The sequence below is a fragment of the Streptomyces sp. NPDC090127 genome (assembly GCF_044746945.1).
In the GTDB taxonomy this organism is placed as follows: Bacteria; Actinomycetota; Actinomycetes; order Streptomycetales; family Streptomycetaceae; genus Streptomyces.
Genome location: NZ_JBIVDE010000001.1, coordinates 931277 through 946817 on the forward strand (window position 1 = coordinate 931277; position 15541 = coordinate 946817).

At 73.5% G+C, this 15541-nt stretch carries 14 protein-coding genes; 9 read left to right on the top strand and 5 right to left on the bottom strand.

What is annotated here, in order from left to right; genetic code table 11:
• The first annotated feature begins 16 nt into the window (after positions 1–16).
• Complete coding sequence (locus tag ACIPPS_RS04105) at positions 17–2344, top strand: protein kinase (protein ID WP_401426534.1); 2328 nt, start codon at positions 17–19, stop codon at positions 2342–2344.
• 57 nt (positions 2345–2401) lie between these two features.
• Here the strand turns inward: ACIPPS_RS04105 and ACIPPS_RS04110 are convergent, their stop codons facing one another.
• From ACIPPS_RS04110 to ilvA, 3 genes are all read right to left on the bottom strand, one after another.
• On the bottom strand, positions 2402–3208 hold the full coding sequence (locus tag ACIPPS_RS04110; protein WP_401426537.1) for an ABC transporter permease: 807 nt from the start codon (positions 3206–3208) through the stop codon (positions 2402–2404).
• On the bottom strand, positions 3205–4251 hold the full coding sequence (locus ACIPPS_RS04115; protein WP_401426540.1) for an ATP-binding cassette domain-containing protein: 1047 nt from the start codon (positions 4249–4251) through the stop codon (positions 3205–3207). The genes ACIPPS_RS04110 and ACIPPS_RS04115 overlap by 4 nt, the downstream gene beginning before the upstream one ends.
• 187 nt (positions 4252–4438) lie before the next feature.
• Positions 4439–5668, bottom strand: coding sequence for a threonine ammonia-lyase (ilvA, locus tag ACIPPS_RS04120; RefSeq protein WP_401426542.1), 1230 nt, complete (start codon positions 5666–5668; stop codon positions 4439–4441).
• A gap of 146 nt (positions 5669–5814) precedes the next feature.
• Between ilvA and ACIPPS_RS04125 the strand changes: the two genes are divergently transcribed.
• From ACIPPS_RS04125 to ACIPPS_RS04140, 4 genes are read left to right on the top strand one after another with little or no spacing between them, the layout of a single operon-like run.
• The gene (locus ACIPPS_RS04125) at positions 5815–6330 is read left to right on the top strand and encodes a MarR family winged helix-turn-helix transcriptional regulator (RefSeq protein WP_260229209.1); all 516 of its coding nucleotides are present in this window, start codon (positions 5815–5817) and stop codon (positions 6328–6330) included.
• 31 nt (positions 6331–6361) lie between these two features.
• The gene (locus ACIPPS_RS04130) at positions 6362–6826 is read left to right on the top strand and encodes a sigma factor-like helix-turn-helix DNA-binding protein (RefSeq protein WP_401426546.1); all 465 of its coding nucleotides are present in this window, start codon (positions 6362–6364) and stop codon (positions 6824–6826) included.
• Between the two features lie 36 nt (positions 6827–6862).
• Complete coding sequence (locus ACIPPS_RS04135; RefSeq protein ID WP_401426548.1) at positions 6863–7114, top strand: hypothetical protein; 252 nt, start codon at positions 6863–6865, stop codon at positions 7112–7114.
• 45 nt (positions 7115–7159) lie between these two features.
• A complete protein-coding gene (locus tag ACIPPS_RS04140) occupies positions 7160–7351 on the top strand; it encodes a DUF1059 domain-containing protein (protein ID WP_401426550.1) in 192 nt (63 codons plus the stop codon).
• Between the two features lie 47 nt (positions 7352–7398).
• Here the strand turns inward: ACIPPS_RS04140 and ACIPPS_RS04145 are convergent, their stop codons facing one another.
• On the bottom strand, positions 7399–8553 hold the full coding sequence (locus ACIPPS_RS04145; RefSeq protein WP_401426553.1) for a cystathionine gamma-synthase: 1155 nt from the start codon (positions 8551–8553) through the stop codon (positions 7399–7401).
• 72 nt (positions 8554–8625) lie between these two features.
• Here ACIPPS_RS04145 and ACIPPS_RS04150 point away from each other — a divergent pair, with 72 nt between their 5' ends.
• The 4 genes from ACIPPS_RS04150 (at position 8626) to ACIPPS_RS04165 (ending at position 15033) form a co-directional block, all read left to right on the top strand.
• Entirely contained in the window at positions 8626–9735 is a 1110-nt protein-coding gene (locus tag ACIPPS_RS04150; protein ID WP_401426555.1) for a hypothetical protein, read from the top strand.
• Positions 9736–9895: 160 nt separating this feature from the next.
• Positions 9896–10555 carry a peptide-methionine (S)-S-oxide reductase MsrA gene (gene msrA, locus ACIPPS_RS04155; protein ID WP_401426557.1) on the top strand — a complete coding sequence of 220 codons (660 nt, stop codon included), beginning with the start codon at positions 9896–9898 and terminating at the stop codon, positions 10553–10555.
• A 149-nt stretch (positions 10556–10704) separates the two neighbouring features.
• Entirely contained in the window at positions 10705–12918 is a 2214-nt protein-coding gene (locus ACIPPS_RS04160) for a DUF4157 domain-containing protein (RefSeq protein ID WP_401426559.1), read from the top strand.
• A 282-nt stretch (positions 12919–13200) separates the two neighbouring features.
• Positions 13201–15033: an ABC-F family ATP-binding cassette domain-containing protein gene (locus ACIPPS_RS04165; RefSeq protein WP_401426561.1), complete on the top strand. Its 1833-nt coding sequence runs from the start codon at positions 13201–13203 to the stop codon at positions 15031–15033.
• Here the strand turns inward: ACIPPS_RS04165 and ACIPPS_RS04170 are convergent.
• Entirely contained in the window at positions 15016–15441 is a 426-nt protein-coding gene (locus ACIPPS_RS04170; protein WP_401426567.1) for a DUF1330 domain-containing protein, read from the bottom strand. The two genes, ACIPPS_RS04165 and ACIPPS_RS04170, sit on opposite strands and share 18 nt — an antisense overlap.
• Positions 15442–15541: the final 100 nt, after the last annotated feature.

The following is a 15541-nucleotide window of genomic DNA, read 5'->3' on the forward strand; positions in this document are numbered from 1 at the left end:
GGAAAGGACGTGTTCGGTGCTGGAAGCACTGCCCTCCGGGCAGCCGCCGCGCCTCGTCGGCCCGTATCGGCTGCTCGCCCGGCTGGGCGCGGGCGGCATGGGCGAGGTCCATCTGGCGTGCCGGGCGGACGAGCCGACGGCTGATCCGTACCGGATGGTCGCCGTGAAGACCGTCCGGGAGGACCTGGAGGTCGACGGGGACTTCCGGACCCGGTTCCGGCGGGAGATCACCGCCGCGCGGGCGGTCAGCAGTCCGTACGCGGCGCTGCTCGTCGAGGCGGACGCCGACGCCGCCGTGCCGTGGCTGGCGACCGAGTACGTGCCCGGGCCCTCGCTCGCCGAGGCCGTCGTCCGGTCCGGGGCGCTGCCCGTCGCGGCGGTACGGGCGCTGGGCGCGGCGCTCGCGCGGGCGCTGGACGCCGTGCACACCGCGCAGGTGATGCACCGGGACCTGAAGCCGGCGAACGTCCTGCTGGGTGCCTCCGGGCCCAAGCTGATCGACTTCGGCATCGCGCAGGCCTTCGAGGCGACGGCGCTCACCTCGACGGGGCTCGTGGTGGGTTCACCGGGGTTCATGGCGCCGGAGCATCTGGTCGGGAGCCGGGCGGTCGTGCCGGCGTCGGACGTCTTCTGTCTGGGCGCGGTGCTGGCGTTCGCGGCGAGCGGGCGCGGGCCGTTCCATGACGAGGAGTTGGCGTCGGTCATCTTCCGGATCAGCCGGGCGGACGCCGACCTGTCCGGCGTACCGGAGGAGGTGCGGCCGGTCCTCGAGCGGTGTCTGCGGCTCGATCCGGCGGAGCGGCCGACGGCGGCGGAGCTGGTGGAGCTGCTCGGCGCGGAGGTCCCCACGGCGTTCCCGTGGCCGGGCGGGGTGCTGTCGCTGCTCGCGGAGTACGGGGATGCGGCGCGGCGGATCGGTGAGGCGGCGGCCTCGGGCGCGGGGGTGGCCGACCTCCCGACGATCGGCCCGGTGGTGCCGTACTCCCCCACGGCGGTGGGGCGTCGTCCCGACGGCCCCGCGTCGTCCGAGGGGTCGTCGAAGCCGCGTCGCCGCCCGTGGGGTCGCGTCGTGGCGGGGGCGGTGGCCGTGGCGGTGGTGGCGACCGTGGGTGTCGTGGCGTTCGACCAGGACGGCGGTCAGGGCGGGTCCGGTGGTTCGGCGGGGGCCACGCCGAGCGACGGCACGGGGCGGGGCAGTGGCACGCCGACGGCGAACGCCCGGCCCGCCGCGCTCGACCATGTGGTCCAGCCCTACGGGGGCGAAGGGCGGGCGGGCGACTTCGGTACGGACGGGCTCGCCCCCACCGCGCGCCCGGCCGGCTGGTCGCCGTGGGCGGTCGAGGTGCCGGCGGGCGTCGGCCCCTGCGCGCTCGGCCCGGAGATCCTGGTCTGCTCGGGCGACGGCGGCTCGGCGGTGGCCCTGCGCGCCGCCGACGGCGGCACGGTCTGGACGAAGCCGTCGAGGGGCGCGGAGCTGCAGACGGGCGCCCAGTACCCGGCGGTCGTCGGGGACGTCGCCTGGATGACCGGGCAGGACGGGCTGGTCGGGTACCGGCTGCGCGACGGCAAGGAGATGGCGCGGCTGCCCGCACCCGGCGGCGTGTACCAGGTGAAGGGGACGGACCTGCGCGGTGACGTGCTGTACACGACGTACCTGGACAGCACCGACATGGAGAAGCCGGGCGGCCTGGTGACGGCGGTCGATCTGGCGGGCGGGAAGCCGAAGGAACAGTGGCGGACGCCGATCGACGCCTTCCCCGAGGGCCCTGTCGTGTCGGACGGGCGGGTGTACGTGCCCGGGGACGGCACCGTGCGGGCGCTGGACGCGCGTACCGGCAAGGAGACGGCCCGGGCGCGGGAGCTCGACAGCTGCTTCCAGATCGTCGTCGCGGCCGGGAGGGTCCTGTGTCCGCCGTCGGGGCGGAACGGCGTCGACGTCCTCGACGCCCGGACCCTGCGGCGGGAGCGGACCGTCGGGACGGGGATGCTGGTGACGCTCCCGCCGGCGGTGAACGCGGCGGGGGTGGTGGCGCTGTCCGACGGCGAACGGCTCGCCACGTACGACCTCGGGACGGGGGCCGAGCGGTGGAGCCGGGACGTCCCGGCCTCGCGGATCGCGTTCGGCGGCGACCGGGTGCTGTCCGTCTCGGAGAGCAAGGTCGTCTCGGTGCCGGTGAACGATCCCCCGGACACTCCCCTCGGCGAGGACGAGCGGATCTTCCAGGTGCCCGAGGGGTCGGGCGCCGTCGAGGGCGGGGAGTACGCCTCCGGTGCCGTGGTCGCGGGCGGCGCCGTCTTCATCTCCCTCGCCGGCGGGGTCGTCGTCTCCGGGTACGCGCCCTGAGCGCGTCGAGGGCCCGGAGGAGAGTCCCTCCGGGCCCTCGACGGCCGAGCGGTGTCGTCAGCCGTCCGCGCGGCGGTACTTGCGGACGGAGAGCGTGCGGAAGATGGCGACGATCAGGATCGAGTAGATCAGCGACGCCCACACCGGGTACTGCATCGGCCAGGCGTCCGACGGTGAGACGCCCGGGTCGCCGAAGAGCGTGCGGCATGCCTGGACGGTGGCGCTGAAGGGGTTCCACTCCGCGATGGGCTGGAGCCAGCCGGGGAGGTTGCTGGAGTCCACGAAGGCGTTCGAGATGAACGTGACCGGGAAGAGCCAGATCAGGCCGCCGGACGTGGCCGCCTCGGGAGTGCGGACGGAGAGGCCGATGAGCGCGCCGATCCAGGTGAAGGCATAGCCGAGGAGCAGCAGCAGGCCGAAGCCGGCCATGACCTTGCCGAAGTTGGTCGGCTCCGCGTAGCCGGGGCGCCAGCCGATGAGCAGGGCGACGATCGCGAGGACCAGCAGGGTCAGCGCGGTCTGCACGAGGTCGGCGAGGGTGCGGCCGGTCAGGACCGCGCCCCGTGCCATCGGCAGCGAGCGGAAGCGGTCGATGAGGCCCTTGTGCATGTCGTCCGCGATGCCCGCGCCCGCGCCGGCCGTGGCGAAGGTGACGGTCTGCGCGAAGATGCCCGCCATCAGGAAGTTCTTGTAGACGTCGGGGTCGGTGCTGTTGCCGATCTGCATGGAGCCGCCGAAGACGTACGTGAAGAGGACCACGAACATCACCGGCTGGATCAGCCCGAAGAGGATCATCTCGGGGATCCTGGTCATGCGGATCAGGTTCCGCCGGGCGATGACCAGCGAGTCGTTCATGGTGCTCATCGCGCCCCTTCCTTCCGGCTCTGCTCGCGGTCGTGGGCGGCGTCGGCGGTCCGGCCGTCGGCCCCGTCCTCGCCGTTGCCCTCGTCGAGTTCGGCCGCGTGGCCGGTCAGCGAGATGAAGACGTCGTCGAGGGTGGGCCGGCGCAGCCCGATGTCGTCGATCTCGACGCCGACCGCGTCGAGGTCGCGGATGACCTCGGCGAGCAGCTTGGCGCCGCCGGTGACCGGGACGGTCAGCTTGCGGGTGTGGTCCTCCACGGCGACCTCGCCGCGCCCGACGCCCGCCAGGCCGTAGCGCGCGAGGACGTCCCTGGCGGCCGGGATCATGCCCCGCTCGTGCACGACGACCTCGACGCGCTCGCCGCCCGTCTGGGCCTTGAGCTGGTCCGACGTGCCACGCGCGATGACCTTGCCGCGGTCGATGACGCAGATGTCGTGGGCCAGGTGGTCGGCCTCCTCCAGGTACTGCGTGGTCAGGAGCAGGGTCGTGCCGCCCGCGACCAGTTCCTGGATGACCTCCCAGAGCTGCTGCCGGTTCCTCGGGTCGAGGCCCGTCGTCGGCTCGTCCATGAACATCACGGGCGGGGAGACGACGAGCGCGGCGGCGAGGTCCAGGCGGCGGCGCATGCCGCCGGAGTACGTCTTGGCCGTGCGGTCGGCGGCGTCGGCGAGGTTGAAGCGTTCGAGCAGTTCGCCCGCCCTGACCTTCGCCTGCTTGGCGCTCAACTGATAGAGCTGGCCGACCATCTGGAGGTTCTCACGGCCGGTCAGATACTCGTCGACGGCCGCGAACTGACCGGACAGGCCGATCGAGCGCCGGACTTCGTTGGGGTGCTTGAGCACGTCGATTCCGGCGACCTCGGCCCGTCCGCTGTCGGGCTGGAGCAGCGTCGTCAGGACGCGCACGGCGGTCGTCTTCCCCGCGCCGTTCGGGCCGAGCAGGCCCAGGACCGTGCCCTCGGGGACGTCGAGGTCCACGCCGTCCAGTGCTCGTACGTCGCCGAAGGTCTTCACCAGACCTTCGGCGTAGATCGCGCCTGGCATGTGGGTTCTCCCAGGGATTCGGGCGTTTGCGCCCAAGCTTAGGTATGCGGGGCGGGAGCCGCCCAGCGAATTCGTGACGGAGCGCACACGCTAACGCGATACATCGCGATACCACAAGACCTGGGGACAACCCGCGCGCTCATCCCGCCGCCACGGCAGCACCCCCGCCCCCGCGCCCGCCCCTCCGCTACGGCAGCACCACGTACCCGGCGTCCTGCAGCGCCGCCTCCACCTCGCGGCAGTGCTCCGGACCCTTGGTCTCCAGGTGCAGTTCGACCTCCGCCTCCGTCAGACCGAGCCGCGGGTCGGTGCGCACATGGCTCACGTCGAGGACGTTCGCGTCCACCACCGTCAGCACCGCGAGCAGCGTCGCCAGCGCCCCCGGCCGGTCCGTCACCCGCAGCCGCAGGCTCAGATAGCGGCCGCCCGCCGCCATGCCGTGGCGCAGGATCCGCTGCATCAGGAGCGGGTCCACGTTCCCGCCGGAAAGGACCGCGACCACCGGTCCCTGGAACGCCGTCGGGTCGCTCAGCAGCGCCGCGACCGGGCTCGCCCCGGCCGGCTCGACCACCAGCTTCGCCCGTTCCAGGCAGAGCAGCAGCGCCGAGGAGAGCGCGTCCTCGGAGACCGTACGGATCCCGTCCACGTACTCCCGCACCAGCGCGAACGGCACGTCGCCGGGGCGCCCCACCTTGATCCCGTCGGCCATCGTCGCCGGCGACTCGACCGCCACCGGGTGCCCGGCCGCCAGCGACGGCGGATAGGCGGCCGCGCCCTCCGCCTGGACCCCGATCACCTTCACGTCGGGGCGCACGGACTTCACCGCGAGCCCGATCCCGGCGGCGAGCCCGCCGCCGCCGACCCCGACGAGGATCGTGCGGACCTCCGGGCACTGCTCCAGGATCTCGAGACCCACCGTGCCCTGCCCCGCGATGATGTCCGGGTGGTCGAAGGGGTGGATGAAGACCGCCCCGGTCTCCGCCGCGTACTCCTCCGCCGCCGCCAGCGTCTCGTCCACGACATGGCCGTGCATCCGCACCTCGGCGCCGTACTCCCGGGTCGCCGCGACCTTCGGCAGCGGAGCGCCGACGGGCATGAAGACCGTGGAGTGCACCCCGAGGAGCGCGGAGGCCAGCGCGACGCCCTGCGCGTGGTTGCCCGCCGACGCGGCGACCACTCCGGCCGCCCGCTGCTCCGGCCGCAGCCCGGCGATCCGTACGTACGCCCCGCGCAGCTTGAACGAACCGGTTCGTTGAAGGTTCTCGCACTTGAGGTGGACCGGCGCTCCCACCAGCGAGGACAGGTACCGGCTGCCTTCCATCGCGGTCACCCTGGCCACCCCGGACAGCATCTTCTGAGCCCCGCGGACATCGTCGAGGATCAACGGGTGCAAGGGGTCTGGCCTACGGAAGCTCATGACAGCAAGTCTCGCAGCTCACGGGCCTCGTGGCCGCCCGGGAGCGGCGGCCTCGACCGGTTTGCGCAGCACAGGTACGCACCCCGGCGGGTCCGCGTACTCTGTCCCCCACCAACCGACCGCCGCACGAGAGAGCCCCCACAGCCATGCCCACATCTCAGGACATGACGACTGAGCTTGACCCCGGTCTCCTCGATGCCCTCCAGCACCAGGTGGCCGTCTTCGCCCGCCGGGCCGAACAGACGCGCCTCGGCGGCACCGGGCAGCTCCGCAACTCGATGGACCGCGCCGCCTACCTGCTCCTGAACCGGCTCGACCAGGAAGGCCCGATGGGCGTCAAGGCGCTCGCGGCCGGCATGGGCATCGACTCGTCCACCGTCACCCGCCAGGTCGCCCCGCTCGTCGACACCGGCCTGGTCAAGCGCACCTCGCACCCGGAGGACGGGCGCGCGGTCGTGCTCCAGCTCTCCCCGCGCGGCCTGGCCCGCCTGGAGGAGGTCCGCGCCTCGCGCCGCGAGTTGATGGCGCAGGTGACGGAGGGCTGGACGGCGGCGGAGCGCGAGTCGTTCTGCACCCTGCTCACCCGCTTCAACTCCGCGCTCTCGGCCCGCCAGTCGGGTCTGCCGCCCGCCACGGACACGGAGTCCGCCGCGACCTCTTGACCCCGGGCGCGCCCTGTCCTCATATGAGGACGTGCGAGATCGGCAGGACGCGCGGGCGGGCGAACCCCGCTACCGCACCCGTCAGTTCGAGGCGTTCGTGGCGGGAGCGGCGGGGCGGCTGCTGCATGCCGCGACCCTGCTCACCGCCGAGACCCAGGCCCGCAACCCGCACGCCCAGGCCCTCCTGACCGCCTCCCTCGCGCACACCTACGCCCACTGGGGCCGGCTGCGGGGCGAGGACCCGTACGACCGCACCCGCGCCGACCTCGCCGCCCGCTTCGCGCGCACCGCCTGGCGGCACCACCGCGGGCGGGGCGGCATCCTCGCCGCGCTCACCCCGCAGGAACGGCTCGTGGTGGTGCTGCGGCTGTACGAAGGGGTGGCGGAGGAGCAGACCGCGGCCCTGCTCGGCCTGCCCGAGGACCGGGTACGGGCCGTCTGCGCCCGCTCCGTGTACGCGCTGCGGGAGCGCCGGCGCGGGGGGATCGCCTCGTGAGCGGGGGGATCGCCTCGTGAGCGGGCGGGGCGCCTCGTGAGCCGGCACGAGGAGAAGGAGGACGAGGTCCGGCGGCTCCTGGAGTCCCCGCACCCGCAGGTCCCCGCGGATCTCGCCGCCCGGGCCGTCGCGCGCGGCACCCGGCTGCTGCATCGCGACCGTGCGGTGCGCCGGGCCCTGTGGGCGCTGCTCGTGGTGGGCGTGCTGGTGTTCGTGGTGTGGGCGGCGGTGGCCGAGCCCTGGCACGGACCGCCGGCGGAGACGACGCCACCGCTCGAAGGCTGGTGAGGGCGGACTTAGCCTGGAAGGAGCAGGCGAGACGAGGAGGTCGTCATGACCAGGAAGGTCGCCGACTGCCGGAACACGCCCAGCGTCATGGGCTGCACTCTCACCATCACCGGTGAGGAGGACGAGGTCGTCCGGGCGGCCGCGGAGCACGCGGTCTCCGTCCACGGCCACGAGGACAGCCCCGAGCTGCGGGCCATGGTGCGCGAGTCACTGGAGGACGAGAAGGTCGCGGCCTGACCCCGCGAGCCGGACGCCCCTCGGCGGGGCGCCCGGCCGGAGGCGGTCTAGCCCAGCGCCTGGCGCAGGTCCGCCAGCAGGTCCTCGACGTTCTCGATGCCCACCGAGAGCCGTACGAGGTCCGCCGGGACCTCCAGGGCGGAGCCGGCCACGCTCGCGTGCGTCATCCGGCCCGGGTGCTCGATCAGCGACTCGACGCCGCCCAGGGACTCGCCCAGGGTGAAGAGCTTCGCGCGGTCGCAGACCTCGACCGCCGCCTCCTCGCCGCCGGTGACCCGGAACGAGATCATGCCGCCGAAGGACTTCATCTGCTTGGCGGCGATCTCGTGGCCCGGGTGCTCCGGCAGACCCGGGTAGAGGACGTGGGTGACCTTCGGGTGCTGGGTCAGCATCTCCGCGATCTTCTCCGCGTTCTCGCTGTGCCGGTCCATCCGGACCGCCAGCGTCTTGATGCCGCGCAGCACGATCCACGAGTCGAACGGCCCGGCCACCGCGCCCATCGCGTTCTGGTGGTACGCCAGTTCCTCGCCGAGCGCCGCGTCGGCCGTCACCAGCGCGCCGCCCACGACGTCCGAGTGCCCGCCCATGTACTTGGTGAGCGAGTGGACGACCACGTCCGCGCCGAGCGCCAGCGGCTGCTGGAGGTAGGGCGAGGCGAAGGTGTTGTCGACGACCAGCTTCGCGCCGGCCGAGCGGGCCACGGCCGCGACCGCCGCGATGTCGGTGATGCCGAGCAGCGGGTTCGACGGGGTCTCGACCCAGATCACCTTCGTACGGTCGTTGACCGCGCCGCGCACCGCGTCGAGGTCCGAGGTGTCCGCGACGGAGAAGTCCACGCCCCAGCGCTGGACGACCTTGGCGAAGAGCCGGAAGGTGCCGCCGTAGGCGTCGTTCGGGATCACCACGTGGTCGCCGGGGGCGAGCAGCGTTCGCAGCAGGCAGTCCTCGGCCGCCAGACCGGAGGCGAAGGCCAGACCGCGCCGGCCGCCCTCCAGGGCCGCCAGGTTCTCCTCGAGGGCGGTGCGCGTGGGGTTGGCGCTCCGGCTGTACTCGTAACCGCCGCGCAGCCCGCCCACGCCGTCCTGCTTGTACGTGGAGACCTGGTAGATGGGCGGGACGACCGCGCCGGTCAGCGGGTCGGCGGTGTTGCCCGCATGGATCGCGCGGGTCTCGAAGCTCTGGTGGATGTGCTCGTCGCTCATGGGTCAGGAGCGTAGTCCGCGGGGCGGTCGACCGCCGCCCGCGTCTCACCGGGTGTCCTGGACAATGGACGCATGGAGATTCTCTGGTTCCTGCTCGCGATGGGGCTGCTGTTCGCGGTCCTGGCCCCGTACCTCAGGCGCCGCCGGGCCGGTGTCGGCATCCGGCAGGTCGCGCCCGGCTCGCCGGACGCCGCCGACCCCGAGGTGTACGGCTTCCTGCGCCAGGAGGAGCAGGACGTGCGGATGCCGGGGCCTGACCGGGACCTGCTCGACGTGCTCGACGTGGTCCAGGCGACGCAGGAGTGGCGGGCGGCCTCGCAGCTGCTCGCGGGGACGGAGAAGGAGGGCGAGGTCCGCTGGCAGCGCGTGCAGGCGTTCGCGGGCGCGGCCTCCCTGGAGCTCCAGCAGAAGCCCGGCGTCGGCGGCGCGTGGCTGCGCGCCTGGCGGGCGGAGAACCCCAAGGACGCGGGCGGCGCGGCCGTGCACGCGGAGTTCCTGGTGCAGCAGGCCTGGCGCTCGTCCGCGAGCGGCAGCGACGACTTCCGGATCATCCTCGAGGAGGCGAAGAAGGTCAGCGAGGAGGCGGCGCTGCTGGCCCCCGGCGACCCCGTCCCGTACATCACGCAGCTCGCCGTCGCCCGAGGACTCGGCTACAGCCACGAGGAGTTCGACCAGGTCTGGGCGAAGATCATCGACCGGGCGCCGCAGCACATGGGCGCGCACCTGGCGGCGCTGCACTACTGGTGCGAGAAGTGGCACGGCTCGCGCGAGGACGCCGACCGCTTCGCGACGGCCTCGGCGGCGCGTGCCCCGCAGGGCTCGCTGCTCGCCGCGCTGCCGCTGTTCGCGGTCTACGAGCACCTGCCCGAGATCGTGCTCGTCCAGGACTTCTTCCGTACCGAGGTGGTGCGCAAGGCGATGGAGGGCGCGCTGTACGCGGTCCACTCGGCGCGCCCCGACGACCCGATGCTGGCGCACGTCCGGCACCTGCTCGTGCTCTTCCTGGTCCGCGCGGAGCGCTGGTCGGAGGCCATGCACCAACTGGTGCACGTCGACGGTCACGTGGGCGCGCTGCCGTGGACGCTGAACGAGGACCCGGCGGCGGAGTACACGGTCTACCGGAACCTGGCGGTGGCGGGGTACGAGGCGAACGGCGGGAGCCCGGCGACGCTGCCGAGGTGAGCACGGGCGCTGCCGAGGTGGGCAGGGGGCTGCTGCCGAGGTGAGCACGGGCCTGCTGCCGAGGTGAGCATGGGTCCGGCGGGTGCGGCCCGGGGGCCGGGGGGAATCCCTCCCGGCCCCCGGGCGTTGTGGGTAACGCCCACCGTCGAGGAGATGCCGCATGTTCCTGTCACGCACCCCCGTCCTGCCCACGCCCGAGCAGGCGCTGAAGGGCCGCCCGGAGCCCGAGTTCCAGGTGCCCGAGCGCCACACGGTGCTGGGCAACCCGCTGCTCGGCCCCTACCCCGAGGGCCTGGAGGTCGCCGACTTCGCCCTGGGCTGTTTCTGGGGCGCCGAGCGGAAGTTCTGGCAGACCGAGGGCGTCTGGACGACGCTCGTCGGCTACCAGGGCGGCTTCACGGAGAACCCCGCGTACGAGGAGGTCTGCTCGGGCCTCACCGGCCACACCGAGGTCGTCCGGGTCGTCTTCGACCCCACGAAGGTCTCGTACGAGCAGCTGCTCAAGCTGTTCTGGGAGTCGCACGACCCGACCCAGGGCTTCCGCCAGGGCAACGACGTCGGCACCCAGTACCGCTCGGCGGTCTACACCCACTCCCCCGCCCAGGCCGAGACCGCCGAGGCCTCGCGCGCCGCGTACCAGAAGGTCCTGACGGGCTCGGGCTACGGCACGATCTCCACGGAGGTGCTCGCCGTGGAGGGCCGCACCTTCTACCCGGCCGAGGGGTACCACCAGCAGTACCTGGACAAGAACCCGGCCGGTTACTGCGGCATCGGCGGCACGGGCGTCTCCTGCCCGATCGGTGTCGCGAAGGCCCAGTAGCGGGGTTCTGTCGAGGGACCGGTTCCCGCGAGGGGCAGCGTCGTGTGCCCGGAAGTTGCCCGTACGGCACTTCCGGGCATCGCTGTGCGTGGTCATCCTGGGCGCGGGCGGACGTCGCCGTCGGAGCCATCGGGACCACCGGAGATGCCATGCGCGTAACTGAGCCGGGCCGCGAGCGCGGTGAACCGGAGCGGTCGGCGCGGCAGTCCGCGCCCGCCGGCTCCGGCCCCGCCCCGGCGGCCTTCTCCCCGCTCCACCTGCGCGCGCTCCAGCGCTCCGTCGGCAACCGCGCGGTGACCGCGATGCTCGCCGGGCGGCAGGAGCACGACCACGCCCACGAGGCGCGGGAGACGCACGGGGCGGACGAGACGCCTGTGCAGCGCGCGGCCGCGCACAGCGTGCTCCGCTCGCCCGGGCGGGCGCTGGAGTCGCCGCTGCGCAGCGAGATGGAGGCCCGTCTCGGCGCGGACTTCTCGAGCGTACGGCTGCACACGGGCCCCGCCGCCCAGCGTTCGGCGACGGAGCTGGGCGCCCGCGCGTACACCTCCGGCGAGCACGTCGTCATCGGTTCCGGGGGCTCGGACAAGCACACCCTCGCCCACGAGCTGACGCACGTCATCCAGCAGCGGCAGGGGCCCGTCTCCGGTAGCGACAGCGGCGACGGGCTGCGCGTGAGCGACCCGGCCGACCGCTTCGAGCGGGCCGCGGAGGCGAACGCGACCCGCGCGATGGCCGCCCCGCTGCCGGACGCGCACGGACACGAGCACGGACGACACGAGGAAGGGCACGAGGAGGGGCACGAGCACCGGGGAGGCGGTGCCGGGCACGCCTCGCACGCCGGGGAGCCCGCCGTGCAGCGGGCCGTCGGGTTCGAGTTCGAGGCGCAGTGGAACGTCCGGCGGATGGAGGACGACTCCGAGGACGTCCAGAAGCAGCGGGCGGGTGACCGGCTGAAGCTGATCGACGCCAAGATCCTGGACATCTTCCTCAACCCGCACTCGCCGTACCACCAGCGCCTCGACGGGGCGGAACAGACAGAGGTGAAGGAGGGCCGCCTCGACACGCTCCGGGCGCGGTGGTTCGGCGCCGACGGCTTCTTGAACGCCGACGGCGAGCAACGGCTCGCGAAGCTCAAGCTGAAGGAGCACGAGCGCGACGGTCTGGTGTCGACCCTGCTGATCAGGGGCGAGGTGGCGGAGCCGCCCCTGGCGGGCGAGAACCTCGGCAAGGGGCGCGTCGACGGTCTCGTCGTGCGCGGCACCCGCTTCGACCTGACGGCGGACGCCAGCCCCACCGGCGGCTCCAACCTGGAGTGGATCACCGACCCGCTCACCTCGGTCGCTCAGGTCGGTACCGTCATGGACGACGTGACGGCCATGGCCTCGTACCTCGACAGCCGCAGGGACGACCGGTTCATCCCCTCCGAGGAGGTCCTGGCGGGCGGCGGTACCCCGCAGCCCGGCCTGCGGATCTACCCGGACAAGAACCCGCTCAGCTTCGCCCCGCAGGCCACGCTCGGGGCGCGCCTTGAGCGCCTGCCCAAGCTGATCGACTACCTCGCCAACCGCCGGCCGATGGGCACGCTGGAACGCGTCCCCGTGCTGGGGGCGGGCCGGGCGAGGGGCCGCAGGCAGGCGTCCACCGACCTGTCGGCGGGCGGGCTCGGCGAGCTTCCGGCGGCTCGGGCGGGCGCCGACACCGCGATCGCCGCGCTGCTGCCGACCCTCGGCTTCGAGGTGACGGCCACCGAGCGGAAGGCGCTGACCGGCCTCGTCATGCACCTCGCCGCCTACCTGATCCAGGGACAGAACCTGCAGGCCGGGGCCAACGCCAAGTCGATCGCCGGAGCCCTGATGGCCCGGACGGACTTCGCCCACAACTTCAGTCTGCTGGCGCAGAACCTGAAGGCCCACTTCCAGGGCAACCCGGCCGAGTTCACCTCGCTCGTCCTGAGCGCGGCGGGCATGGACGGCGGCGGCAGCGCCCCCGTCTTCGGCAGCCAGGTCGAGCGGGGCCTCGCCAACGACCGCACCCGGACCTCGATCACGCTGACCCGCGCCCAGTGGCTGGGCGGCCTGCCGGCCGGCAACGACCTGCTGAAGAACTGGGACCATCTCACGGCGCCCGAGCAGGGCATGGTCGAGCAGGACAGCGCCCAGGCGGTCCACAAGTCCCTCGGCGCCCTGGGCACCCAGCAGAACCTCGTCGGCCCGCAGGGCGACCAGGAGGCGATCGTCGCCGAGCTGCGGCGCATGCAGGACAACATCCCCACGCGCCAGCTGAAGCCGTTGGCCATCGCCGTCTTCCGGCTGGTGGAGCAGCTCAACGCCGAGCAGACGCTGAAGTACCCGAAGCGGGAATGACCGCGACGGCCAACCCGACGTCCGGCCCGGGCGCTGCGGCCCGGGGGACAGCGACCGGCTACCGGCTACCGGCTACCGGCTACCGGCTACCGGCGGAAAACACCTCGGCTGTCGGGCGGCGCCTGGTTACACTCGATCGCATGGGTTCGTACTACTTCTTTCTCTGATTCCGGCCGCGGACACGGCCTGTCCCGCTGACGCGGCGCCCTCAGGGCGCTCCGGCGGGAGTTCCGGTGTCCCCTCTCCCGGCCCGAACGAACCCGTCACCCAGGGAAAGATCCCATGCGCGACCGCGCCCAGTTGACCGTCAAAGACGTCTCCATGTCCTACGGGACCCGCTCCGTCCTCGAACAGATCTCGTTCACCGTGCGCCCCGGCGAGCGGGCCGCCGTCATCGGTGAGAACGGCTCCGGCAAGTCCACGCTGCTGCGGCTGCTCGCCGGGGCGGAGGCCCCCGACAGCGGGGAGGTGACCGTCCGCTTCCCCGGCGGTGTCGCCCGGCTCGCCCAGACGCTCGCCGAGACCTTCGGCGTCGGCCCCGACCACACCGTGCGCGACACCGTCGACGCGGCGCTCGCCGAACTCCGCGCGCTCGAGCGGGAGATGCGGGCCGCCGAGGAGACACTCGGCTCCGCGACCGCCGAGGAACTCGTCGCGTACGGCGAGCTGGCCGCCCGGTACGAGGAGCGGGGCGGCTACCGCGCCGACGCCCTCGTCGACGCGGCCCTGCACGGCCTCGGCCTCGGCCATGTCCCGTACGAACGCCCCGTCGGCACGCTCTCCGGCGGCGAACAGTCCCGGCTGGCCCTCGCCTGCGTCCTCGCCTCGGGCGCCGAACTGCTGCTGCTCGACGAGCCCACGAACCACCTCGACCGTTCCGCCGCCGCCTGGCTGGAGGAACGGCTGCGCGCCCATCGGGGCACGGTGGTGGCGGTCACCCACGACCGGGCGTTCCTGGAGGGCATGGCGACGACAGTCCTGGAGGTGGACCGGGACACCCGCGCCGTGACCCGGTACGGGGACGGCTGGTCCGGCTACCGCGCGGCGAAGGCGGCCGCCCGCCGCCGCTGGGCACAGGAGCACGAGGAGTGGCGGGAGGAGCTGGCCCGCACGCAGGCGCTGGTCGAGGCGGCCGGGCAGCGGCTCGCGGCGTCCGGCAAGGACCCCCGGCAGGGCTTCGGCAAGCACCGGCGCTCGTCGGAGAACAAGCTGTCCGGGCAGGTCAGGGCGGCCCGGAACCGGCTCGAAGAACTCCGCGCGTCTCCGGTACCGCCCCCACCGCAGCCCCTGCGCTTCCGGGCGGCGTTCACGACGCCGACGAGCGGGGCGGGCGGCGCGGACGCGCAGGGCGGCGCGGGAGCGCAGGGCGGCGCGGACGCACAGGGCGGCGCGGACGCACAGGGCGGCGCGGACGCACAGGGCGGCGCGGACGCACAGGGCGGCGCGGACGCGCAGGGCCTGGAAATCACGCAGACCCCGCAGACCCCGCAGACCCACCAGACCCACCAGACCCACCAGACCTCCCCGGCCCCGCAGTCACCGCGGCTGCTCGCCGAGCTCGTCGACATCGCCGTCGGCGATCGGCTGCGGGTCGACAAGCTGCGGATCTCGGCCGGTGACCGGCTGCTCGTGTCCGGGCCCAACGGGGCCGGGAAGACGACCCTGCTCCGGGTCCTCGCCGGTGACCTGCGGCCCGACGCGGGCACGGTCGTCCGGTCCGCGCGGGTCGGGTACCTGGCCCAGGAGCTGCCGCCCGTACCGTCCTCGAAGCCACTGCTCACGGCGTACGCGGCGGGCCTTCCCGGGCTGCCCGAGGAGCACGCGGCCGGACTGCTCGCGCTCGGGCTGTTCCGGGAGGAGGACCTGACCGTTCCGGTGGCGCGGCTCTCGGTGGGCCAGCAGCGCCGGCTGGAGCTGGCCCGGTTGGTGACCCGCCCCGCCGACCTGCTGGTCCTGGACGAGCCGACCAACCACGTGGCGCTCTCCCTGGTCGAGGAGCTGGAAGCGGCGCTGGCCGCCTTCGAGGGCGCGGTCGTCGCGGTCTCCCACGACCCCCGCTTCCGCGCGGGCTTCGGCGGCGCCGTACTGGAGCTCCGCTCAGGCCGCGCCGCCTGACCTCGCCGCCGACCCCGCCGCCGACTCGGCCTCCGTCGTCGTCGCCGACTCCGTCGTCGCGGCCTCCGCCGCCGCCCGCATGAGCGCGGCCGTCTTCGCCGGGTCGTAGCCGGGGCCGACCCCGTCGATCAGCAGGATGTCGCCCGGTATGTGCCGGGCGCGCAGCGGGATCAGCTCCTGGTAGGCGGCGGAGTCGTACCAGCGGCGGGCGTGATCCATCGACGGGAAGGAGATGAGGACCAGGGCCTGGGGCCACGCGCCCTCCCGGACCTCACGCTCGGGAGCGCCGTGGACGAGGAAACGCCCGCCGAAAGGGTCCATCGTGGGCTGGATGCGCTCGATGTAGGTGAGGACCTCGTCGTGGGCGACGGGCTGCGGGCTGAGGTTCGCGAGGGCGTATGCGGTCATGACGCCAGCGTGCCGGGGCATGCCGTACGGGGTCGATTACCCCGGACGTCATGCCCCGGCACGCGCCCGTCGGCCGGGCTCCCGGCGCTCACGCCGACAG